Consider the following 21,544-nt stretch of genomic DNA (forward strand, 5'->3'; position numbering starts at 1 on the left):
GTCGCGCGTTCCTCGTGCCGGTCATCGGGTTCGTGCTCTGCATCGCCACCGCCTTCCTCGCCTCCTCGCTCGTGACGAGCTCGATCCCCGGTTCGGCGCTGGTCTAGCACTTACCCGGGGGGGCGCGTCAGCGGTCGGAGCGGTCGGCGCTGGTCCAGCACCGACCCGGGGGCGCGTCAGCGGTCGGCGTGCTCGGGGCGCGATCGCGCGGTCAGCCGCAGGCGGGCTCGTCGTTCAGCGTGACCGCGGTGGGGTTGATCATCGGGGTCACCCGCACGGTCTGGTCGCCGAAGCCGGCGGCGTCGCCGGCGCTGAACTGCACGTCGAACGTTTCGGACTGGCCGGGCGAGAGCTGCACCGCGACCTTCGAGACGGGACGGCCGAGGTCGTCGAGGCTCTCGGGTCCGTAGCCGGTGCCGTCGGCCCAGGCCGCGCTCGACACCGTGGTCCCGGGAGGGCCGTAGACGTAGATGTTGGTGACGAAGTCGCCCAGGGGGTACGCACCGCGCCCGCCGGCCGCGGCGACGTAGCCGGGCAGTGTCCGAGCGACCGCCTTCGAGATCGTGTTGGTCACGGTGACGGAGGTGGTGAAGACCGCGCCCGAGGCGGCGCACCGGCCCGCGCTCGACTGCGTGACCGCCGTGCTCAGGTAGTAGTCCATCTTCGAGCCGCCCGAGGCGTCCTGGAAGAACACTCCGGTGGTCGTGCCGTCGGTCGTCGTCTGCGGCAGGACCCCCGCGATCGGCGTGGGCGCGAGGAGCGCCTGCTCGTCGGCGTCGGAGCTGTAGGCGAGGATGCGGCTCTCGTCGACCGCCTTCACGATCGCCGGGAGCATCTTCGTCGGCTCCATCTCCCCGCCGAGGATCTTGCCCAGGACCGTCGCGCTCGCCTCCGAGAAGAACTCGTCGGTGCGCTCGGCCACGACCGACTCCGGGTAGCGGAAGTAGACCTCGTTGAGCAGGGTCGAGACGGTGTTCTCGCTCGTGAGGACCGTGCCGTCGGTGAGGGTCACCGGCCCGGTCGAGCCGAGGAGGTAGGAGAGGGCGACGGGATCGATCGCGAGGACGCCGTCGATCCTCTGCTCGGGGAACTTCTGCGCCCAGAACTGGGAGGCGATCGAGGCGGCCGTCGGGAAGTCGGGGCGGCTGGTCGAGACGTTGAAGGTCGTCGCCATGTTCTCGCCGATGGTGTCGAGCGCGCTCTGGTCGACGGTGACGGGCGCCAGACCGCGGAAGTCGCCGCTGCCCAGCTGACGGCCGATCGAGATCGCGCCGCCGTCGACGTCGAGCTGCATCACCGACGACGCGCCGCCGCCCAGAGCCTGCGACTCCGCCAGGTTCTGGAACATCACCAGGTAGTGGCGCGGGCCGGAGGCTCCGAGGGAGTCGGGGAGGATCGCGGTGAGCGGCTCGACCTGCCCCATCGCCGCGGTGGCGGTGGCCAGCTGCGGAGTGAAGGAGTCGAGCGCGGAGGCGACCTGCGGCACCAGCGCGCCGCGGTCGATGCCCTCGACGCGGGTCTGCGCCGCGTCGACGACCTCCTTGGCGACGGTGATCTTCTGCGACAGCTCGGTGATCGCCGCGAGGTCGACCCTGCCGTCGACGGGCTTGAGGATGTCGAGCGAGGTCGTGGAGAGCGGCGTGACGATCCGGCCGGAGATGTCGTCGGCGATCTCGGTCGCGGCGCGGACCGCGGACAGGTTCGGCCCGAGGACGGGCACCACCTCCATCACCCGCCACACCGGGTCCTCGGTCTCGTCGCGCGCCTCGCCGGTGAGGGTCGCGATCCGGCCCGCGGTCTCCTCCGCACCGGAGGTGTCGAACGTCGTCAGCCTGTCCGTCACCTGCGACACCAGCGGGATCGCCTCGGTCAGCTTGTCGCGGACGGTCATCGCCTTGTCGTAGGTGCGCACGCCGAGGAGCACCGCGACGACGGCGCCGATCAGCAGGACCAGGAGGACGATCAGCGTGATCCAGAGGCCGCGACGGCGGCGCGGCCTGCCGCGGGCGGAGCGGTCGGCGGACGTGGTGGTGCTCATTCGAGAGAGCCTAAGCGACGGTCGGCGGAGTGCGACCGGGCCCGCGCCACCGGCCCCGTCCCAGGACGAGGGACACGCGACGCGGATGCGCGGGCCGTCCGGCGCCTCCGCCGGGACCGAGCGGGAGGCGGGGATGCTGCTCCGCTCAGCCCAGCAGGAGGGACACCCCGATGAGCACGGGCACCGCGGCGACCGTGGTCACGAGGGCCGTGTCGCGGGCGACGGCGATGCCCCGGTCGTAGCGCGAGGCGAAGGTGAAGATGTTCTGCGCGGTCGGCAGCGCGGCGGTCACCGTCACCACGAAGAGGTGCTCGGAGTCGAGGTGGAACGCGAAGCGCCCCAGCAGCAGCGCGACCGCCGGCATCACCAGCGACTTGAGCACGGAGGCGACGACCACCTCGACCCGCGCCGGCCCCGCCTCCAGCGGCCGCTGCCCGCGCAGCGACATCCCGAAGGCGATCAGCACCAGCGGGATCGACGCGTTGCCGATGATCGAGAACGGCTGCAGCACGGGCGCGGGCAGCTCGACGCCGGTGAGGGCGACGACGAGGCCGAGGGCGGAGGCGATGATCATCGGATTCCGCAGCGGCTGCGTGAGGATCGCGCCGACCGAGGTCCGCCCGCTCGTCGAGACGTCGAGCAGCGTCAGGATCGTCGGCGCGAGGACGATCAGCTGCAGGAGGAGCGTCGGGGCCACCCACTGCGGATCGCCCAGCACGTAGATGGCGACCGGCAGCCCGATGTTGTTGGCGTTGACGTAGGAGGAGGCCGCGGTCCCGATCACCGTCTCCGGCAGCGGGCGAGGGAAGAGCAGCCGCGAGGCCAGCACGTAGAGCAGGGCGACGGTCAGCACCGTCAGGAGCGAGACGAGCAGGAACGAGGAGAAGAGGACGGAGACGTCGGCCCGCGACAGCACGGTGAACAGCAGCGCCGGCGTCGTGACGAAGAAGGCGATCCGCGACAGGATCAGCCGGCTCTCGGGCGGGACGATCCGGAACCGCGCGATCAGGTAGCCGACCGCGATGACGTCCCCGATGATCGAGAAGCCGGTGAGCACGCCCTCCACGCCGCCGCCTCCCCGCCGCGGCCCGTCCGCTGTCGCGCCTCCACCCTAGGCAGTGGCCGGGCGTTGCAGCGCCGGCGGGACGCGCCTACGGTGTGCGGCATGCCGCATCTCGAGGTCCCCGGCGCGAGCCTCCACTGGGAGGCGGACGGCCACGCCTCCGCGCCCGCCCTGCTGCTCGTGCACGCGGGCATCGCCGACCTGCGGATGTGGGACCCGCTCGTCCCCGACCTCTCGCGCGACCGGCTGGTGGTCCGCTACGACGTCCGCGGCGCGGGCGGAACGAGCACGGAGGACGTGGAGTACGACCCGCGCCGGGACGCCCTGGACGTGCTCGACCACCTCGGGGTCGAGCGCGCGGTGGTCGTCGGCTGCTCGCGGGGCGGGACGCTCACGCTCGACCTGGCGCTCGAGCATCCGGAGCGGGTGACCGGCCTGGTCGTGATCGCGCCGGGCCTGGCGGGCTTCGACTATCCCGCGCTGACGGCGGAGGAGGAGCGGCGCTTCGGGGAGGTCGAGGCGCTGGAGCTCGCGGGCGAGCGGGAGGCCGCGGCGATCGTCGAGGCGGAGCTCTGGGCCGTGGGTCCCGACCGCTCCGCGGACGACGTCGCTCCGGAGTTCCTCGCGCGGATCCGGGAGCTCGCGCTCACGGGCGTCGGCCACGAGGAGGAGGCCCCCCGCCCGATCGAGCCCTCCGGGCCGGCGGGTGAGCGGCTCGGGGAGATCGCCGTGCCGACCCTCGTCGTGGCGGGCGCGCACGACCTCTCGGAGTCGCTGCCGGTGTGCGAGCACCTCGCCGCCGAGGTGGGCGGTGCCGAGCTGCACGTGCTCGAGGACGCGGCGCACCTGCCCGGCCTCGAGCACCCGGAGGAGTTCCTCGCGGTGCTGCGGCCGTGGCTGGAGCGCCACGGGATCTGATCAGGCCACGGCGGCCAGGTCGAACGCCCAGTCCACGTAGAGCTCCGGCGGTTCGCCCTGCTCGACGAGGTCGATCCGGTCGAAGCCGGCCTCGACGCAGGTCGCGCCCGCGTCCAGGTCGCTCTCCGCCACGAAGGCGTGCACGAAGCGGGGCACGGGGAACGCCGCCGCCTCCTCGAGCAGCATCCGCACGGAGTCCGCGGTGATGCCGCGGGCGTGCGGAGCGATGCTCCACGCCGCCTCGTAGGCGACGACGCCGCGCGAGCAGCCGTACCAATAGCCGATGGAGCCGACGGAGAGTCCGTCCAGCTCGACCACGTAGAAGAACGCGTCGCCGTCCGCCCAACCGCGCAGGTAGCGGTCGTGGCGCACGAGGATCTCGCTCTCGCTCTCGAGGCCGCCGCCCGCGTGCGCGAGGGTGTCGCGCAGGACGGAGGCGTCCGCCTGCGGCCAGGGGAGCAGGCGGAGGTTCTCGGGGTGGTGGTCGATGCTGGCTGTTCTCTGGTCGCTTCCGGGTTCGGGTCCCGTCACGCGCTCCGATCCTCTCTCTCAGGATGGCTCGCCGATCGAGCGCGCCGCCAGGGTGTTCGGCGCGCCTGTCCGATCGGATGTCTCCGCACTCGGGATGCGGACACGGTGTCGCCCCATCTTCGACCCGATGAGGGGAGGGAAACGAAAGCGGTGAGGAATCTAGCCCCGGACGGGGGGCGGCACCTGCACAACACCTGGGCAACCGCTGACCGCGGGGCCTCCGAGGGGCGGCGGAGACGTGCGCCCGCCCCCGCGAGATCGCCGCTTCGCTCCGCCGAGACGCAAGAAAAGCGCGCGCACGAGCCCATACGCTCGGAGTCGGAGCGCGTTCCGCTCCTGCAGCCCCGTATCACCAGCGTGAGGAGGATCACCATGTCGCAAGCCGTGCAGAGCACCGTCGTCGGAGAACCCGAGGTCGTCGAGGACCGCGTGGAGGAGTCCGCCGCCTGGCTCGACCTGAAGGCGGCCGCCGCCGGGCTGCAGCCGCTCCAGTCCCAGGACGGCTCGCTCGCCGATCCCGAGCGGCTCGAGGAGGCGCGCACCCTCGTCGAGCGGATCGTCGCCGGCGTCCGCACCCTCGCCCCCGCGTTCCCGCACGACGCCGCGTACCTCGACGCGCTGGTCGTCGACCTCGAGCGCTGGAGCGCCGGCGGACTCGGCCTGCCCGACTTCCTCGACTCGCTCACCGCGTTCCAGCCGCAGCTCGAGCGCGTCGACGGCCGCCGCCACCTCGTCGTCTTCCCCATGTACACCCAGAACGGCAGCCGCGACCGCCACGTCGAGGCCGTCCTCGTCGAGGTCGTCTGGCCGCGGTTCGTCGCCGAGCTGGAGGCCGGGGACTACTCCAACGCCCTCTTCGTGCCCGTGCGCTTCGTCGACTTCACCGCCGGCTACGACACCGACAGCGCTGTGCTGTTCCCCGAGACGGTCGCGATGCGCTCCGTCCCGTCCTTCACCTGGGGCGCGATCTTCGCCGACCGCGAGGCGGCCCGGTTCCGCCGCGTCGTCACGGAGGCGGCCCGGATCACCCGTCTCGAGCTCCCGGAGGACGCGCAGCGCCTGGTGGCCGACCAGCGCCTGGCGGAGGAGTCCTTCGTGATGTGGGACCTCATCCACGACCGCACCCACATGCGCGGCGACCTGCCGTTCGACCCGTTCATGATCAAGCAGCGGATGCCCTTCTTCCTCTACTCGCTGGAGGAGCTGCGGTGCGACCTCACCGCCTTCCGCGAGGCCGTCACCATCGAGCGCCGCCTCGGCGCGCTCGACCGCCGCGACGACGAGGAGGAGGCGCTGGCCGAGCGCTCGCGCTTCGTGCAGTACGCGATCCTGTTCGACCGGCTCTTCCGCTTCCCGCTCACCGGGTCGCGGGTGCGCAACTACGACGGCCTCGGCGGCCAGCTGCTCTTCGCCTGGCTGCACCAGCACGGCGTCCTGCACTGGACCGACACCCGGCTGGCGTTCGAGTGGGACGGCGTCGCCGACGTGGTCGTCGCCCTCTCGGACGCGATCGACGAGCTCTACTGGCGATCGATCGACCGGCCGAAGACGGCGCACTGGCTGGCCGCGCACGAGCTGATCGCGGCCACTCTCACTCCGCACCCCGCCTCCGCCTGGGCCCGCGGGCTCCCGGACGAGGTGCTGCTCGGCGCCCCGCGCGGGCTCACCGACGCGGTGCTGGACGACGAGTTCCCGCTGTCGATGTTCTACGAGGCCCTCGGGAAGAAGATGGGCGACGTCATCGCCTCGACCCGGGGCATCACCGGCCGGGACTGACGTCGCGCCCGGGAGGCGGCGGGGTGCGCTCCTCCGCCTCCCGGGGCCCCGTCCGACCGGCGTCGGTTAGCGTGGGGCGCATGCCCTCAGGTGACGGAGCCGCGGACCCGCTCGACGCGGGCTGGATCCGGCGAGCGCCGAGCCGGGCCGGATACGTGCGCGACGCGGTCACCGCGGGGATCCTGCTGGTGGCGACGGTCGTCTCCGTCGCGCTGTACTCCTCGGCGGGATTCCCGGACGCGGCGCACCCCGTCGTCAGCGCCCACTGGGCCGTCCTGATGACCCTTCCCCTCGCGCTGCGCCGCCGGTTCCCCGCGAGCGTGGCGGCCGGACTCTCCGTCGTCTACGCGCTCGGGATCGTGCTCCAGGTGCCGGAGTCGCTCTTCGGCCAGATCTGCCTGTTCCTCGCGCTCTACACGGTCGGCGCGTGGGGCCGGAACCGGCGCACGGCGCTCGTCGTCCGAGTGGCGATCGCGGTCGGGATGCTGGGCTGGCTGCTCACCACCCTCGCCACGGGCGAGTACTTCGGCAGCTCCGTGCCGGTCGACGACTCCCCCGGCCTGCTCTCGCCCTACGCGGCGGAGTCGGCCCTCGCGGTCGTCTCGAACCTGCTCTACTTCGGCAGCGCCTACGTCTTCGGCGAGGCGTCGTGGCAGTCGGCCCGCCGGCTGGAGGCGCTCGAGACGCGCACGGCCGAGCTCGACGACGAGCGGGAGCGCTCCTCGCGGCAGGCCGTGTCCTCCGAGCGGCTGCGGATCGCGCGCGAGCTGCACGACGTGGTCGCGCACCACGTCAGCGTGATGGGCGTGCAGGCGGGAGCGGCGCGGCGGGTGCTGGCGCGGGATCCGGAGCGGGCGGCGGCATCGCTCAGCGCCATCGAGGGCGACGCGCGCTCGGCGATCGAGGAGCTGCACCGCATCCTGGTCGCGCTGCGCGCCGAGGACGCGGTCCCGAATCCGCTCACCGACGCCGCGTCCACCCGCGGGGTGGCCCAGCTCGAGGAGCTGGTCGCGGCGTCCAGCGGATCGGGCCTGCCCACCGTCTTCCTCACCCTCGGCACGCCCCGCGAGATCCCCGCGACGGTGGGGCTCAGCCTCTACCGCATCGCGCAGGAGTCGCTCACGAACGTCCGCAAGCACGCGGGGCGCGGCGCGCACGCCGAGGTGCGCCTCCGCTACGCCCCCGACGCGGTCGAGCTCGAGATCGCCGACGACGGCGGGTCCGGCCCGCACCCGAGCGCTCCCGCCTCCTGCGGACTGGGGCACACCGGCATGAGCGAGCGCGCGGCCGCGGTCGGCGGCTGGATCGAGATGGGGCCGAGGGGCGGAGGCTACCTCGTGCACGCCCGGGTGCCGCTGTCCCCCGTCCGGGCGAGCGTGCCGGACGCCGACGACCCGGTACCGTCGTCGGAGACGTCGCGGGGGCGTCAGGAGCGAGCGAGCGGGGGCCGCCCATGACCGAGCACGTGCGCGTGCTGCTCGTCGACGACCAGGAGCTCGTCCGCGTGGGCTTCCGCATCATCCTCGAGTCGGAGCCGGGGATCGAGGTGGTCGGCGAGGCCCGCACCGGTCTCGAGGCCCTGCAGCGCGCCTCCGAGCTGCGCCCCGACGTGATCTGCATGGACGTGCAGATGCCCGGCCTCGACGGCCTGGCCGCGACCCGCGAGATCGTGGCCGACCCGCGCCTGTGCTCGCGGGTGCTCATCCTCACCACCTTCGACCGCGACGACTACCTCTTCGAGGCGCTCTCGGCCGGCGCCAGCGGGTTCCTGCTCAAGAACGCGTCGCCGGAGGAGCTGGTCGAGGCCGTGCAGGTGGTCGCCCGCGGCGACGCGATGCTCGCCCCCGACGTCACCCGGCGCGTGATCGAGCGGTTCGCGTCCGTGCCCGAGCGCACGCCGACCGCCGCCGACCACCCCGGAGTGGCCGATCTGACGGACCGCGAGCGGGAGGTGCTCGTGCACCTGGCGCGGGGCTGGTCGAACGCCGAGATCGCGGCCGAGCTGTTCGTGGGCGAGGCGACCGTGAAGACGCACGTCTCGAAGATCCTGATGAAGCTCGGCGTGCGCGACCGGATCCAGGCGGTCGTGTTCGCCTACGAGCACGGGATCGCGGTGCCGGGGCGCCCCTGAGCGGTGGGCCGGGCGGTCGGCAGCGGGGCGGACAGGTCGGAGGTGCTCGACGCCGGGGCGGTCAGCGCCGGGACTGGCTCGAGGCCGGGCGCGGCGGGGTGCGGCGGACGAACTCCATCCGGATCTCCGGCGCGATCTTCCGGTCGAGCACGACCGTCATGTAGCGGCCGTCGACGCGGGCGCCGATCGCGACCACGTCCGGATCGGTGTCCACGCGGTAGCCGCGCAGCGCCTCCCCGTCCACGATCACCGGGACGCCCCGCACGACGTCCTCGTCGCGGAGGGCGGCGGCGACCACCGGCATCCCGCCGCGGCGGCTGCGCACGCGGCCCGGGAAGGTGTTGCGGAGCACGTCGCCCATGTGGGCCGCGAGGCGGGACTCCAGGGGCCGGCTGCGCTCGGCGGGGATCGGCACGGAGGTGCGGACCGCCTCCCAGAGCACCGGGTACCGCATCCGCGTCACCTGGTCGACCATCCACGGCGGCAGGTGGTCGTTCTCGGCGCGCTCGATCGCGCGCTTCTGCTCGGGGGACAGCGGGACGTGGTTGACGGGGTCGGCGCGGTTGCGCGGGTTCTTGTAGAACGAGTACGAGAGCGAGATCTCGACGAAGCGGCCGAGCGCCATCGTCTGCGCCGCGGCGAACTCCTCCAGCCTCGGCTGGGGCGCGAACGCGAGGACGGGATCGCCGAAGCGAGCCGCGATCTCGTCCACCCCGGGAGGGGCGGGCATGTCGCGGACAGCTCCCGTCGTGTCCATGCGCATACGTCAAGAGTGGCCTGCCTCCCAGCCGATACCAACTTCTTGACGGAGATCGGCTTTCGGGTCGTCGTCCTTTCACCTGCCCGAAACATGCGGGAGGCAGGAGGGGTGTCTCGGCGGGCGCCTCCGGGGCTCCTCCGGGCGGCGGGCTGCGAAGATGGAGGGATGAGCGCTCTGCACGATCCCGACGTCCGCGGCTTCGCCTCCGACAACTACTCCGGAGTGCACGACGAGGTCCTCGCCGCGATCGCCGCGGCCAACGGAGCGCACCAGATCGCCTACGGCGAGGACGTCTACACCGAGCGCCTGCAGGAGGCGTTCCGCCGCGAGTTCGGCGAGCAGGCCCAGGCCTTCCCCGTCTTCAACGGCACGGGCGCCAACGTCACCGGCCTGCAGTCGATGCTGCCCCGGTGGGGCGCCGTCGTCTCGGCGGGCACCGCGCACATCACCTCCGACGAGGGCGGAGCGCCCGAGAAGGTCGGCGGGATCAAGATCCTCACGGTCCCCACGCCCGACGGCAAGCTGACCCCGGCGCTGGTCGACCAGGAGGCGTGGGGCTTCGGCGACGAGCACCGCGCCCAGCCGCTCGTGGTCTCGATCACCCAGTCCTCCGAGCTCGGCACCGTCTACACCCCGGAGGAGGTGCGCGCGCTCGCCGACCACGCGCACGGCCTCGGCATGCGGCTGCACATGGACGGGGCGCGCATCGCGAACGCCGCGGCCGCCCTCGGCCTGCCCCTGCGCTCCTTCACGACCGACGCGGGCGTCGACGTGCTCTCGTTCGGCGGCACCAAGAACGGCATCCTGCTCGGCGAGGCGATCGTCGTGCTCGACCCGGCGGCCTCGACCGGGCTGACCTTCCTCCGCAAGACCAACATGCAGCTGTCCTCCAAGATGCGCTTCATCTCGGCGCAGCTGCTCGCCCTGCTCGGCGACGGCGGCGAGGAGGAGCCCCTGTGGCTCCGCTCGGCCCGGCACGCGAACGCCATGGCGGCGCGCCTGCGCTCGGGGCTCGAGGAGGCGATCGCCGCCGGCCGGATCACCGGGCTCGAGTTCACGCAGCAGACCCAGGCCAACGCGGTGTTCGCGACGCTGCCGCCCGGAGTCGCGGACCGGCTCCGCACCGCCTACCGCTTCTACGACTGGAACCCGGCGACCGGCGAGGTCCGCTGGGTCTGCTCCTTCGACACGACGGAGGACGACATCGACGCGTTCACGGCCGCGATCGAGCGCGAGCTGGCCGCGTGAGGGCCCGCCTCCCGCGCCTGGCGACGGTCGGCGCCGCGCTCGCCGTTCTCGTCGCGCTGACGGGCTGCACGTCGGCCGAGCGCTCGGACGTCGCGGCCACCCCGTCGGCGTCCGAGACCGCCGCTCCGACTCCCTCCGCGACTCCGACGCCCTCCGCGACTCCGACGCCCTCGCCCACGCCCACGGCCTCGACCCGCCTGGGCTGCGACTCCCTCCTCCCCGCCACGCGGGCGGCCTCGGCGCTGGGGGTCTCCCACAGCGCTCTCGAGGGCAGCCGCGAGGTGACGACGCGCTCCTCGGGCGAGCTGATCCGCGAGGCCGCGGAGGAGAACGGCGGAGTGCTCCGCTGCGCCTGGTACGACGAGGACGCCTCGATCACCGCGGCCGCGGTCGACGACGCCGCCGAGGCCTTCGCCGGCCGTCCGGGCCCGCGCCTCGAGACCGCCGTCGAGGCCTACGGCTCCTGCACCGACGGCAGCTGCGACCTGGACCTGCTCGCCGGCGCCACCTGGGTGACGCTGCAGCTGCGCGGCGCCCCCGCGGCCGTCGACCTCGCCGCGCTGGCGACCGGCACCGCCTCCGCCGCGCTCGGCACCCTCGACGAGCCGGTCACCGCGACGGCGCCCGTCTGCACCGAGGTCCTGACGGCCGAGCAGCTGTCCGGTGCCGCCGGTCTCGCGCAGGCGACCGCGGGGACGGGGACCGGGACGCCGACCACCGCGTCGGCCGCTGCCGCCGCCCGGGCCGGGTACGCCTCCTGCAGCTGGAGCGACGCCTCCAGCGCCGCCTACTCGGGCGTGACGGTCGACGCGCTCCCGAACGGCGACGACGGCTGGCGGAACCTCTCGCTGACCTCGGGCCTGGCGATCCCGCTCGAGCCGCTCGACGGCTTCGGCGAGAAGGCCCTCACCGGCTGCGCGGCGGGCGTCTGCGAGATCGACGCGCTCGCCGACGACGTGTGGTGGCGCGTGACCGTCACCGGCGACGCGGCGAAGGCCGAGGCCGTCGCCCGCGCCGTGCTCGCGAACGCCTGACCCGGGCACCCCGCTCCTCCTCCGCGAGCGGGTCAGCGCCAGTACTCGTACCAGGACGACTCGCGGCAGCCGAGGGACGCGTAGAGGCGGCGCGCGCCGACGTTCTCGGCGAGCACCTGGAGCCAGAAGCGCGCGACGCCCCGGCCGGACGCGTCCTCGAGGAGGGCGCGGATCACGGCGGAGGCGAGCCCGCGGCGCCGGGCGTCCGGCCGGGTCGCCAGCGCGAAGAGGCCGCCCCAGAGCTCGCCGTCCGGCGCCGTGACGAGCGCGAGGCGGCCGGTCGCGGCCGGGCCGTCCCCGTCGACGGCGAGCGCGTAGGAGGAGGGGCAGCCCGCGAGGATGCGCTCGGCGACCGCACGCTCCTCCGCGCCACCGCGACCGTCCACCGACCACCAGAGGGCGAGCCAGTCCTCGTCGGGAGCCGGGGCGAGGCGGACGCGAGGCTGCGGCGCGGGCCTCGGCGGCACTGGCCTCGACGGCGCGGACCCCGACGTCGTGGACAGGGCGGCGAGCGCCTCCTGCACCGAACCCGTCAGCACGAGCGTCCGGTCGATCGGCGCGGCGCCCCGCTCGGCGAGCAGCCCGGTCAGACCGGCGGGGCTCGGCGGCCCGATCTGCACGAGGGGCGCGATCCCGTGCTCGCAGGCGAACGCCTCCGCCGCGTCGAGCGCCGCCTCCTGGTCGACGACGTCGCCGGACGCGAGCACCGAGTTCGCGCGCTTGGTGACTCCTGCGGAGGCGCGCAGCTCCCACGCGCCGAGGGGGCGCCGCACGAGCGCGGGCCAGGCGTCGGCGGCGAGGCGGTCGAGCAGGCGCGGATCCATCGGGCCACGGTAGCGGGAGCGGCGCCGGAGCCCTGTGGACGCCCCCGGAAACGGCTCCGGCCCGCAGGATCCGCCGCGGACGAGCCGAGCGGGATCCTGCGGGCCGGAGGCCGTGGAGGGACGAGCCCTACATGTTGATCATGTGCCCCTTGAGGCCGTGGAAGCCCTCCTGCAGCGCCTCTGACAGCGTCGGGTGGGTGTGCACGTTCCGGGCCAGCTCGGTCGCGGTGAGGTCCCACTTCTGGGCGAGCGTGAGCTCGGGGAGCAGCTCCGAGACGTCCGGGCCGATCATGTGGGCGCCGAGGAGCTCGCCGTACTTCTTGCTCGCGATGAGCTTCACGAAGCCGGTGGGCTCGCCGAGGCCGTGGGCCTTGCCGTTCGCCATGAAGGGGAAGGTCGAGACGGTGATCTCGTGTCCCTCGTCCGTCGCCTGCTTCTCGGTGAGGCCGAAGGAGGCGATCTGCGGCTGGCAGAACGTCGCGCGCGGCATCATCCGGTAGTCGCCCAGGGTCTGGGTCTCGGCACCGGCGAGGGTCTCGGCGGCGACGACGCCCTGCGCCTCCGCGACGTGCGCGAGCTGCAGCTTCGCGGTGACGTCGCCGATGGCGTAGATGTGCGGCACGTTGGTGCGCATGTGGTCGTCGATCGCGATCGCGCCGCGCTCGGTGAGCTCGACACCCGTCTTCTCGAGGCCGAAGCCCTCGGTGCGGGGGACCCAGCCGATCGACATGAGCACCTTGTCGACCTCGAGGGTCGACTGCGTGCCGTCCTTCGCGGTGTAGGTGACCGTGACGTAGCCGTCCTTGTCGACGACCGACTCGACCTTGGTCGAGGTCAGGATCTCGACGCCGAGCTTCTTGTACTGCTTCTGGATCTCCTTGGAGACGTCCGGGTCCTCGTTGGGGAGGGCGCGGTCCATGAACTCGATGATCGTCACGTCGACGCCGTAGTTCTTGAGGACGTAGGCGAACTCCATGCCGATCGCGCCCGCGCCCACGATGGCCATCGTGTCGGGGAGCTCGCGGGTCATGATCTGGGTCTCGTAGGTGACGACGTTCTCGGAGAGCTCGACGCCGGGCAGGAGGCGGACGCTCGCGCCGGTCGCGATGATCGCGTCGTCGAAGGTCAGCGACTCCGTGCCGCCCTTGCTCAGCTGCACGTCGAGGCCCTGCGGGCCGGTGAAGGAGCCGACGCCGTCGAACTCGGCGATCTTGTTCTTCTTCATCAGGAAGTGGACGCCCTTGGTGCGGCCGTCCGCGACCGAGCGGCTGCGGTCGAACGCCGCGCCGAAGTCGAACGAGACGTCGCCCGAGATGCCGAACTGCTTCGCCTGGGTGTGGAAGAGGTGGGCGAGCTCCGCGTTGCGCAGCAGCGCCTTGGACGGGATGCAGCCGACGTTGAGGCAGACACCGCCCCAGTACTGCTTCTCGACGACGGCGACGGACTTGCCGAGCTGGGCGGCGCGGATCGCGGCCACGTATCCGCCGGGGCCTGCCCCCAGGACGACGACGTCGAAGTGCTGGGCCATGGATGATCCTCCAGAGTCGTGGATGGTGGTGCGCGGGGTGACCACGCCGTCTCCCACCGTACCGTTCCGGGGCTCGGAGGCGGCCCGCTCCTCCGTGGGCGAACGCGCGCGCGGGCGCCTGCCGTGCACGCGCGGGAATGCCCGCGGGGCGGGGACGGTTGGGCTCCACGGGCGACGGAGCCCCTCCCCCAGTCCCCCGCACGGAAGAAGCCCCGCGATGTCCGCCACCGCCTCCCGCACCGCCAGCACCAGCGCCCCGATCCTCGACGTCCTCGCGGAGCGCTGGAGCCCCCGCTCCTACGACGCGTCCGCGACCGTCTCCGACGAGACCCTCGCGTCCCTCCTCGAGGCCGCGCGCTGGTCCCCGTCCGCCAGCAACTCGCAGCCGTGGCGCTTCATCGTCGCCCGCCGCGGAACCGACGGGTTCGACCGCATCGTCTCGACGCTCGCCGGCTTCAACGGCGCCTGGGCCGGCTCCGCCGCCGTCCTGGTCGTCGCGCTGGCCGAGACCGTCGACTCCGAGGGGAAGCCGCGCCCCTGGGCCGTCTACGACCTCGGCCAGTCGATCGCCCACCTCAGCGTCCAGGCGCACCACGAGGGCCTGCACGTGCACCAGATGGCCGGCTTCGACAAGGACGCCGTCCGCGCCGCGTTCGGCGTCGACGAGCGCTTCGACCCGGTGACGATCGCCGCGGTGGGAGTCGCGGCCGACGCCGACGCGCTGGCGAACGAGACCCTCCGCGAGCGCGAGACCGCGCCGCGCACCCGCCTGCCCCTCGAGGAGCTCGTGCTCGTCCAGGCGTAGCCCTCCGGCGGAAGGCCTCCCCCGTCTGCGGACCGGGGAGGCCTTCCGCGTCCCACCCCCTGTGTTACTCCCCGTGTCGGTCCCCGCTGTGCCGCCGGGAGCCTCTCCGTACGATCGGACGATCCGCCCGCCCGTCCCGCTGCCCGGAGAGACATGCCCGCCACCCCCGCCGCCCGCACGAGCCTGGCCTTCGACGCCGAGCTCGGCCAGTCGGCGTTCCCCGTGCGCTTCGAGGGGGTCGGCCGCACCTTCGTGCCCGGGTCCCCCGTGCTGACGGACGTGACGCTCGAGGCCGCCGCGGGCGAGGTCATCGCGATCCTCGGCCCGAGCGGCTGCGGCAAGTCCACGCTGCTGCGCATCGCGGCGGGCCTGGACACCGCCTCCGAGGGGTCCGTCCTCATCGACGGCGCCCCCGTCTCCGGCATCGACCCGCGCTGCGCGGTGGCGTTCCAGGAGCCGCGGCTGCTGCCCTGGCGGAGCATCGCCGACAACGTCGCGCTCGGCCTGCCGCGCGGCACCCCGCGCCCGGCCGCCCGCGCCGCCGTCGACGAGCTGCTCTCGCTGGTCGGCCTCACCGCGCACGCCCGCTCGCGGCCCCGCGAGGTGTCCGGAGGCATGGCCCAGCGCGCTTCCCTCGCCCGCGCCCTCGCCCGGAACCCCGGCGTGCTCCTCCTGGACGAGCCCTTCGGGGCGCTCGACGCGCTGACCCGCCTGCGGATGCAGGACCTGCTGCTCGACGTGCACGCGGCGGCTCCGGCGACGATCCTGCTCGTCACCCACGACGTCGACGAGGCCCTCCAGCTGGCCGACCGCATCGTGCTCCTCGGGCGCGACGAGCCCGGAGGCGTCTCGCGCATCCAGCGGATCGTCACCGTCCCCGGAGCGCGGCCGCGCGACCGCGGCTCGGCGGAGCTCGCCGAGCACCGGGCCGAGCTCCTCGCGGGGCTGGGCATCGAGCGGCACTGACCCCGGGCGGATCGACCCGCGCCCCCCCACCCGGGCGGCACGGTCCGGGCGGCACGACCTCCCTCCCCAGCCGCCTCCTCCTCCCGCTCTCCACCGCACGAGCACCTCCCCGCACGCCCCTCCCCTGCAGCGTCCACACTCGCTGTCACCGCATCCCCGAAGCCGAGGCCCCCATGTCGTTCACCAGCTCCCCGCTCACCCGCCGCACCGCTCTCGCCGGTCTGCTCACCGCCGCCGCCGTCCCGCTCCTCGCGGGCTGCGTGCAGGGCGAGGGCGGAGGAGGAGCGGCGGCCGCGACCGCCGACGCCGCCTCCGGAGGAACCCGGGGCGGCACGCTCACGCTCGACTTCGCGACGTACAACCCGCTGAGCCTGGTCATCAAGGAGAAGGGCTGGCTCGAGGCCGCCCTCGCCGAGCAGCAGGTCACCGTCGCCTGGGTGCAGTCGGCCGGCTCCAACAAGGCCAACGAGGCCCTGCGCGCCGGAGCGATCGACGTCGGCTCCACCGCCGGCTCCGCCGCGCTGCTCGCCCGCTCGAACGGCTCGCCGATCAGGACGATCGACATCTTCTCGCAGCCGGAGTGGTCGGCCCTCGTCGTCCCCGCCGGCTCGGCGATCACGTCGGTCGAGCAGCTCGAGGGCAAGCAGATCGCGGCCACCAAGGGCACCGACCCGTACTTCTTCCTGGTGCAGGCGCTCGAGGCCGCCGGGCTGGGCATCGGCGACGTGACGGTGCAGAACCTGCAGCACGCCGACGGCTGGGCGGCGCTGCAGAACGGCTCCGTCGACGCCTGGGCGGGCCTGGACCCGATCATGGCCGGCGCCGAGGCGGCCGGGGCGACCCTGCTCTACCGCAACGTCGACTTCAACTCCTACGGCCTGCTCAACGCGACCGAGAGCTTCCTCGCCGAGAAGCCGGACCTCGCGCAGACCGTCGTGAACGCCTACGAGCACGCCCGCGCCTGGGCGCTCGAGAACCAGGACGAGACGGCGAGCATCCTCGCCTCCGTCGCCGGCCTCGACGTGGCGGTGGCGACGACGGTCATCACCGAGCGCAGCAACCTCGACGTCGACAACGTCCCCGGCTCCGCGCAGACCGACGTGCTCGCCGTGATCGGCCCGATCTTCGTCGAGGACGGCGACGTCGCCTCGCAGCAGCAGGTCGACGACGCGCTCGACTCGCTGCTCGACGACACCTACGCCTCGGCGGCCGACCCGAGCGCCATCGGCGCCTGAGGGTCCGGCCCTCCGCCCCCGACCCCGTGATCCGAGGAGACCGACGATGACGATCCGCGACGACGACACCGCGACCGACGCCGATGTGCTGCGCCGGAGCGCGCTGTCCGCGCCGATGCCGGGTGAGCCCGGACTCGTGACGGCGGGCCCATCGGTCGCGGCCTCCCAGCGCCGCCTCCGCGAGGACCGCTCCCACCCGCTCACATCGCGACGGTGGTTCGTGGTCGCGGGAGGCGCGATCCTGCCCGTGCTGCTGCTCGCCGCCTGGCAGATCGCGACGACGACCGGGATGGTCTCGGTGGCGGTCTTCCCCTCGCCCGCGATGGTCTGGGCGGCCGGCGTCGACCTCGCCCAGCGCGGCGACCTCGGCCAGGACGTCGCCATCTCGACGCAGCGCGTGCTCATCGGGTTCGCGCTCGGCTCGGCGCTCGGGCTCGTGGTCGGCGCGCTCTTCGGGCTCTCCCGCGTCTGGGAGGTCGTCCTCGGGCCGACCCTCGGCGCGATCCGGGCGGTCCCGTCGCTGGCCTGGGTCCCGCTGCTGCTGCTCTGGATGGGCATCGGCGAGGAGTCGAAGATCACGCTGATCACGATCGGCGCGTTCTTCCCGGTCTTCACCACGGTGGCCACGGCGCTCGGCCACGTCGACCGGCACCTCGTCGAGGCGGGCCGCGCCTTTGGCCTCTCGGGCGTCCGGCTCTTCACGACGGTGCAGCTGCCCGCGGTGATCCCCTCCGTGATCTCCGGGCTGCGCCTCGCGCTCGCCCAGTCGTGGCTGTTCCTGGTCGCCTCCGAGCTCATCGCCTCCTCGATGGGCCTCGGCTTCCGCCTCATCGACAGCCAGAACAACGGCCGGATCGACCGGGTGTTCCTGGCGATCGTCCTGCTGGCCGTGCTGGGCAAGCTCACCGATGCCGTCGTCGGCGTGTTCCAGCGCTACGCCGTGAGGAAGTGGGCGTGAGCGCCGGGGAGGGAGCTCCGAGCGTGAGCGGGACGATCGCCAACCTGCTCGACGAGCACCGCCGGTTCCCCCCGCCCGCGGCCTTCGCCGCGCAGGCGAACGCGGGCGCGGAGGAGTACTCGCGCGCCGCCGCCGATCCGGTCGCGTTCTGGGAGGAGGCCGCCCGCCGCCTCGAGTGGGCGGAGCCGTGGCACACCGCCCACAGCTGGGAGCCTGCCGCTCCGCTGCCCGACGGCTCGCTCTCGGTGCCGCGCACGACCTGGTTCGAGGGCGGACGGCTGAACGTGGCCGTCAACTGCGTCGACCGCCACGTGGACGCGGGACGCGGCGGGAAGACCGCCCTCCACTTCGAGGGCGAGCGCGGCGACCGGCGGTCGATCACCTACGCCGAGCTCCAGCGCGAGGTCTCCCGCGCCGCGAACGCGCTGACCGCGCTCGGGATCGGGAAGGGCGACCGCGTCGTCGTCTATCTCCCGGTGATCCCCGAGACCATCGTCATCACGCTCGCGATCGCGCGGATCGGCGCGATCCACTCGCTCGTCTTCGGCGGCTTCTCCGCCGAGGCGGTGCGGTTCCGCGTGGAGGACACCGGCGCGAAGCTCCTGGTCACCACGGACGGGCAGTTCCGGCGCGGAGCGGCGGTGCCGGTCAAGGCGAGCGCCGACCGGGCGGTCGAGGGCGTCGCGTCGATCGAGCACGTCCTCGTCGTCCGCCGCACCGGTGAGACCGACGTCCCGTGGACCCCGGGCCGCGACGTCTGGTGGCACGAGCTGGTCGATGCGCAGAGCGACGTCCACGAGGCCGAGGCCTTCGACTCCGAGACGCCGCTGTTCATCATCTACACCTCCGGCACGACCGGGAAGCCCAAGGGGCTGGTGCACACCAGCGGCGGCTACCTCACGCAGGCCTCCTGGACGCACTGGGCGGTGTTCGACGCGAAGCCGGACGACGTGCACTGGTGCACCGCCGACCTCGCCTGGGTCACCGCGCACACCTACGAGATCTACGGACCGCTCTCGAACGGGCTCACCCAGGTGATCTACGAGGGCACCCCGAGCACCCCGCACACCGCCCGGCACTTCGAGATCATCGAGCGGTACGGGGTGACCGTCTACTACACGGCGCCGACGCTGATCCGGACCCTGATGACCTGGTTCCCCGAGGGCGTGCCCGCCCGGTACGACCTGTCGAGCCTGCGCCTGCTCGGCACCGTCGGCGAGTCCATCAACCCCGAGGCCTGGGTCTGGTTCCACGAGGCGATCGGCGGCGGACGCTGCCCGATCGTCGACACCTGGTGGCAGTCCGAGACCGGCGCCGCGGTGATGTGCCCGCTGCCGGGCGTCTCGACCCTCAAGCCGGGCTCGTCTCTCGGAGCCCTGCCCGGGCTCGGCGTCCTCGTGGTGGACGAGCACGGCGAGCGGGTGCCGAACGGCTCCGGCGGCTACCTCGTGGTCGACCGGACCGGGCCGGCGCTCGCCCGCACCGTGTGGGGCGACCCGGAGCGGTACCGCGACTCCTACTGGGCCCGCTACGCGTCCCAGGGGTGGTTCTTCTCCGGGGACGGCGCGAAGTACGACGCCGACGGCGACGTCTGGGTGCTGGGCCGCGTCGACGACGTCATCAACGTCTCCGGGCACCGCCTGTCCACGATCGAGATCGAGTCGGCACTCGTCGCCCATCCGGCCGTCGGCGAGGCCGGAGTCGTCGGAGTCGCCGACGCGACGACCGGGCAGGCCATCGCGGCGTTCGTCATCCCCTCCGACGAGGCCGTCGACCGCGCCGAGGAGGACCCGGCCTACTGGGCCGCGCTCGGCACGACGCTCTCGGTGCTCCTCCGCGACCACGTGGCGGTCGCGATCGGTCCGATCGCCAAGCCGCGCGACGTGGTGGTGGTGCCGGATCTGCCCAAGACCCGCTCCGGCAAGATCATGCGGCGGCTGCTCGGCGACATCCGCGACGGCCGCCCGCTCGGAGACGTGACGAGCCTCCAGGACGACACCGTCCCGGCGCGCATCGCCCGCATCGTCGCCGAGCGCGGGTAGGCGCCGCGCCGAGCGGACGCGGCGGGCGGCCCCTGTTTCGGGGAGGCGTCGGGAGCCTGCGCGTCCGCGGCGAGGAGGGGCCGCCGGGGAGCATCCGGAGTAGCGTGAAGCCGTGCGCGACGTCCAACAGCAGATCATCTCCGAGCTCCACGTCTCCCCCGCCGTCGATCCGGCCGTCGAGGTCGAACGGCGCAGCGGATTCCTCGCCGACTACCTCCGCAGCACCGGCGCGAAGGGCCTCGTCCTCGGCATCAGCGGCGGCCAGGACTCGAGCCTCGCCGGGCGCCTCTGCCAGCTCGCGGTCGAGCAGGTCCGCGCGAGCGGCGGCGACGCCTCCTTCATCGCGGTCCGCCTGCCGTACAAGGTGCAGGCCGACGAGGAGGACGCCCAGCTCGCCCTCACGTTCATCCGCCCGGACCGCCAGGTCGTCTTCGACATCCACCAGGGCGTCGACGGCGTGGCCGCAGCATTCGGCGACGCGGTCGACGAGCCGATCAGCGACTTCGTGAAGGGCAACGTGAAGGCGCGGATGCGGATGATCGCGCAGTACGCGATCGCCGGCCAGGCCGGGATGCTCGTCGTCGGGACCGACCACGCGGCCGAGGCGGTCACCGGCTTCTTCACGAAGTACGGCGACGGCGGCGCCGACGTCCTCCCGCTCACCGGTCTCACCAAGCGGCAGGGGCGCTCGCTCCTCGAGCACCTGGACGCACCGGCCCGGCTCTACGAGAAGGCGCCGACGGCGGACCTGCTCGACGACAACCCCGGCCAGACCGACGAGACGAACCTCGGGCTCACCTACGCCGACCTCGACACGTACCTCGAGGGCGGCGAGGTCGACCGGGCCGTCGCCGAGGCCATCGAGGCGCGGTACGCCGCGACCGAGCACAAGCGCCAGGTGCCGCTGTCGATGTTCGACGACTGGTGGCGCTGAGCCGCCGCTGACCGCATCCAGCGGCCGGCAGCTCAGGACCGCACGGGGCCTCGCTGAGGCGGGGCTCCCGTGCGTCCGGCGCGGAACCGATGCGAGGACCGGACCCGCCGCGATATCAGGAGTCGGCGCGGGCGTTGTAGACGAGCACCTCGCCGGAGTCGACGGAGGCGCGGTAGGCGCGGAACACGTCGAGGGCCTCGTCGCGGAGTACGCCGTCGACGACCTCGATGCCGCGGGCCTCGAACTGCGCGGCCCAGTCCTCGCGCATCGGCCCCTCGTCGAAGGTGCTGATCTCCTCGAGCTCGGGGCCGGAGCCCGCGACGACCAGGCGGCGCACCCCCGACCACATCGTCGCTCCGTAGCACTGCACGCACGGGCGCCAGTTGACGACCAGGTCGTGCGCGGGGAGGCCCTCGCCGCCGAGGTCCCAGGTGCCGAGCGCGGTCTGCGCGAGACCGAGCGCCGTCACCTCGGCGTGGCCGGACGAGACCCCGCTGCCGAGGACGACGTTCACTCCGACCGAGACGAGACGACCGGAGTCGCGCTCGACGACGATCGCCGCGAACGGGCCGCCGTTCCCCTCGCGGAAGTTGCGGTCGGCGAGCGCGTGCACGAGGGCCATCCGGTCCTCGAGGTTCGGGAGGACCTCGGGGACGTCGCGGAGGGCGTCACCGATCCAGGCGGGCAGGGCGATCTCGTAGCGGGTGGCGAGGCGGTCGATGTCCATGGGTCCTCCGGGAGACGGGGCGGGGC

The 21,544-nt window shown here is 73.4% G+C and carries 19 protein-coding genes; 12 read left to right on the top strand and 7 right to left on the bottom strand.

Annotated elements, in window-relative coordinates; translation table 11 throughout:
• Nucleotides 1–211 precede the first annotated feature (211 nt).
• Complete coding sequence (locus C5C95_RS15770; RefSeq protein ID WP_104324810.1) at nt 212–2,038, bottom strand: DUF4012 domain-containing protein; 1,827 nt, start codon at nt 2,036–2,038, stop codon at nt 212–214.
• A 145-nt stretch (nt 2,039–2,183) separates the two neighbouring features.
• Entirely contained in the window at nt 2,184–3,104 is a 921-nt protein-coding gene (locus C5C95_RS15775) for an AEC family transporter (protein ID WP_104324811.1), read from the bottom strand.
• A 99-nt stretch (nt 3,105–3,203) separates the two neighbouring features.
• Here C5C95_RS15775 and C5C95_RS15780 point away from each other — a divergent pair, with 99 nt between their 5' ends.
• On the top strand, nt 3,204–4,019 hold the full coding sequence (locus tag C5C95_RS15780; protein WP_104324812.1) for an alpha/beta fold hydrolase: 816 nt from the start codon (nt 3,204–3,206) through the stop codon (nt 4,017–4,019).
• Here C5C95_RS15780 and C5C95_RS15785 read toward each other — a convergent pair whose 3' ends face one another.
• Entirely contained in the window at nt 4,020–4,550 is a 531-nt protein-coding gene (locus C5C95_RS15785) for a hypothetical protein (RefSeq protein WP_104260956.1), read from the bottom strand. It abuts the gene before it with no gap.
• Between the two features lie 372 nt (nt 4,551–4,922).
• Here C5C95_RS15785 and C5C95_RS15790 point away from each other — a divergent pair, with 372 nt between their 5' ends.
• The 3 genes from C5C95_RS15790 to C5C95_RS15800 all read left to right on the top strand — a co-directional run bounded on the left by C5C95_RS15790 (nt 4,923) and on the right by C5C95_RS15800 (nt 8,457).
• Nucleotides 4,923–6,326 carry a DUF6421 family protein gene (locus C5C95_RS15790; RefSeq protein ID WP_104247974.1) on the top strand — a complete coding sequence of 468 codons (1,404 nt, stop codon included), beginning with the start codon at nt 4,923–4,925 and terminating at the stop codon, nt 6,324–6,326.
• 80 nt (nt 6,327–6,406) lie between these two features.
• Complete coding sequence (locus tag C5C95_RS15795) at nt 6,407–7,783, top strand: sensor histidine kinase (RefSeq protein WP_104234378.1); 1,377 nt, start codon at nt 6,407–6,409, stop codon at nt 7,781–7,783.
• Complete coding sequence (locus C5C95_RS15800; protein WP_104247976.1) at nt 7,780–8,457, top strand: response regulator transcription factor; 678 nt, start codon at nt 7,780–7,782, stop codon at nt 8,455–8,457. Before C5C95_RS15795 ends, C5C95_RS15800 begins: the two co-directional genes overlap by 4 nt.
• Before the next feature lie 61 nt (nt 8,458–8,518).
• Here C5C95_RS15800 and C5C95_RS15805 read toward each other — a convergent pair whose 3' ends face one another.
• Nucleotides 8,519–9,214 (bottom strand): hypothetical protein, encoded by a 696-nt coding sequence (locus tag C5C95_RS15805; protein WP_104324813.1) that lies wholly within the window; start codon nt 9,212–9,214, stop codon nt 8,519–8,521.
• Between the two features lie 168 nt (nt 9,215–9,382).
• On the opposite strand from C5C95_RS15805, the gene C5C95_RS15810 reads away from it, so the two are divergent.
• Nucleotides 9,383–10,465 carry a low specificity L-threonine aldolase gene (locus C5C95_RS15810; protein ID WP_104256598.1) on the top strand — a complete coding sequence of 361 codons (1,083 nt, stop codon included), beginning with the start codon at nt 9,383–9,385 and terminating at the stop codon, nt 10,463–10,465.
• Nucleotides 10,462–11,499: a hypothetical protein gene (locus tag C5C95_RS17605; RefSeq protein WP_181125734.1), complete on the top strand. Its 1,038-nt coding sequence runs from the start codon at nt 10,462–10,464 to the stop codon at nt 11,497–11,499. The genes C5C95_RS15810 and C5C95_RS17605 overlap by 4 nt, the downstream gene beginning before the upstream one ends.
• Before the next feature lie 32 nt (nt 11,500–11,531).
• On the opposite strand, the gene C5C95_RS15820 is transcribed toward C5C95_RS17605, so the two are convergent.
• Nucleotides 11,532–12,323, bottom strand: a complete 792-nt coding sequence (locus C5C95_RS15820) for a GNAT family N-acetyltransferase (protein ID WP_104324814.1) — start codon at nt 12,321–12,323, stop codon at nt 11,532–11,534.
• Nucleotides 12,324–12,450: 127 nt separating this feature from the next.
• On the bottom strand, nt 12,451–13,851 hold the full coding sequence (gene lpdA, locus C5C95_RS15825; RefSeq protein ID WP_104222818.1) for a dihydrolipoyl dehydrogenase: 1,401 nt from the start codon (nt 13,849–13,851) through the stop codon (nt 12,451–12,453).
• 217 nt (nt 13,852–14,068) lie between these two features.
• On the opposite strand from lpdA, the gene C5C95_RS15830 reads away from it, so the two are divergent.
• From C5C95_RS15830 to nadE, 6 genes are all read left to right on the top strand, one after another.
• A complete protein-coding gene (locus tag C5C95_RS15830; RefSeq protein ID WP_104250693.1) occupies nt 14,069–14,656 on the top strand; it encodes a nitroreductase family protein in 588 nt (195 codons plus the stop codon).
• A gap of 153 nt (nt 14,657–14,809) precedes the next feature.
• Nucleotides 14,810–15,622, top strand: coding sequence for an ABC transporter ATP-binding protein (locus C5C95_RS15835; RefSeq protein ID WP_104324815.1), 813 nt, complete (start codon nt 14,810–14,812; stop codon nt 15,620–15,622).
• A 173-nt stretch (nt 15,623–15,795) separates the two neighbouring features.
• Complete coding sequence (locus C5C95_RS15840) at nt 15,796–16,857, top strand: aliphatic sulfonate ABC transporter substrate-binding protein (RefSeq protein ID WP_104324816.1); 1,062 nt, start codon at nt 15,796–15,798, stop codon at nt 16,855–16,857.
• 115 nt (nt 16,858–16,972) lie between these two features.
• Complete coding sequence (locus C5C95_RS15845) at nt 16,973–17,815, top strand: ABC transporter permease (RefSeq protein WP_104324817.1); 843 nt, start codon at nt 16,973–16,975, stop codon at nt 17,813–17,815.
• A 23-nt stretch (nt 17,816–17,838) separates the two neighbouring features.
• Nucleotides 17,839–19,857 (top strand): acetate--CoA ligase, encoded by a 2,019-nt coding sequence (acs, locus tag C5C95_RS15850; RefSeq protein WP_104324818.1) that lies wholly within the window; start codon nt 17,839–17,841, stop codon nt 19,855–19,857.
• A gap of 112 nt (nt 19,858–19,969) precedes the next feature.
• Nucleotides 19,970–20,791 carry an ammonia-dependent NAD(+) synthetase gene (gene nadE, locus C5C95_RS15855; RefSeq protein ID WP_104222821.1) on the top strand — a complete coding sequence of 274 codons (822 nt, stop codon included), beginning with the start codon at nt 19,970–19,972 and terminating at the stop codon, nt 20,789–20,791.
• 115 nt (nt 20,792–20,906) lie between these two features.
• Here the strand turns inward: nadE and C5C95_RS15860 are convergent.
• Nucleotides 20,907–21,544: nucleoside deaminase (locus C5C95_RS15860; RefSeq protein ID WP_219814771.1), on the bottom strand; the 638-nt coding region annotated here is incomplete at its 5' end.

This window comes from Rathayibacter sp. AY1B7 (assembly GCF_002932735.1).
GTDB lineage: Bacteria > Actinomycetota > Actinomycetes > Actinomycetales > Microbacteriaceae > Rathayibacter.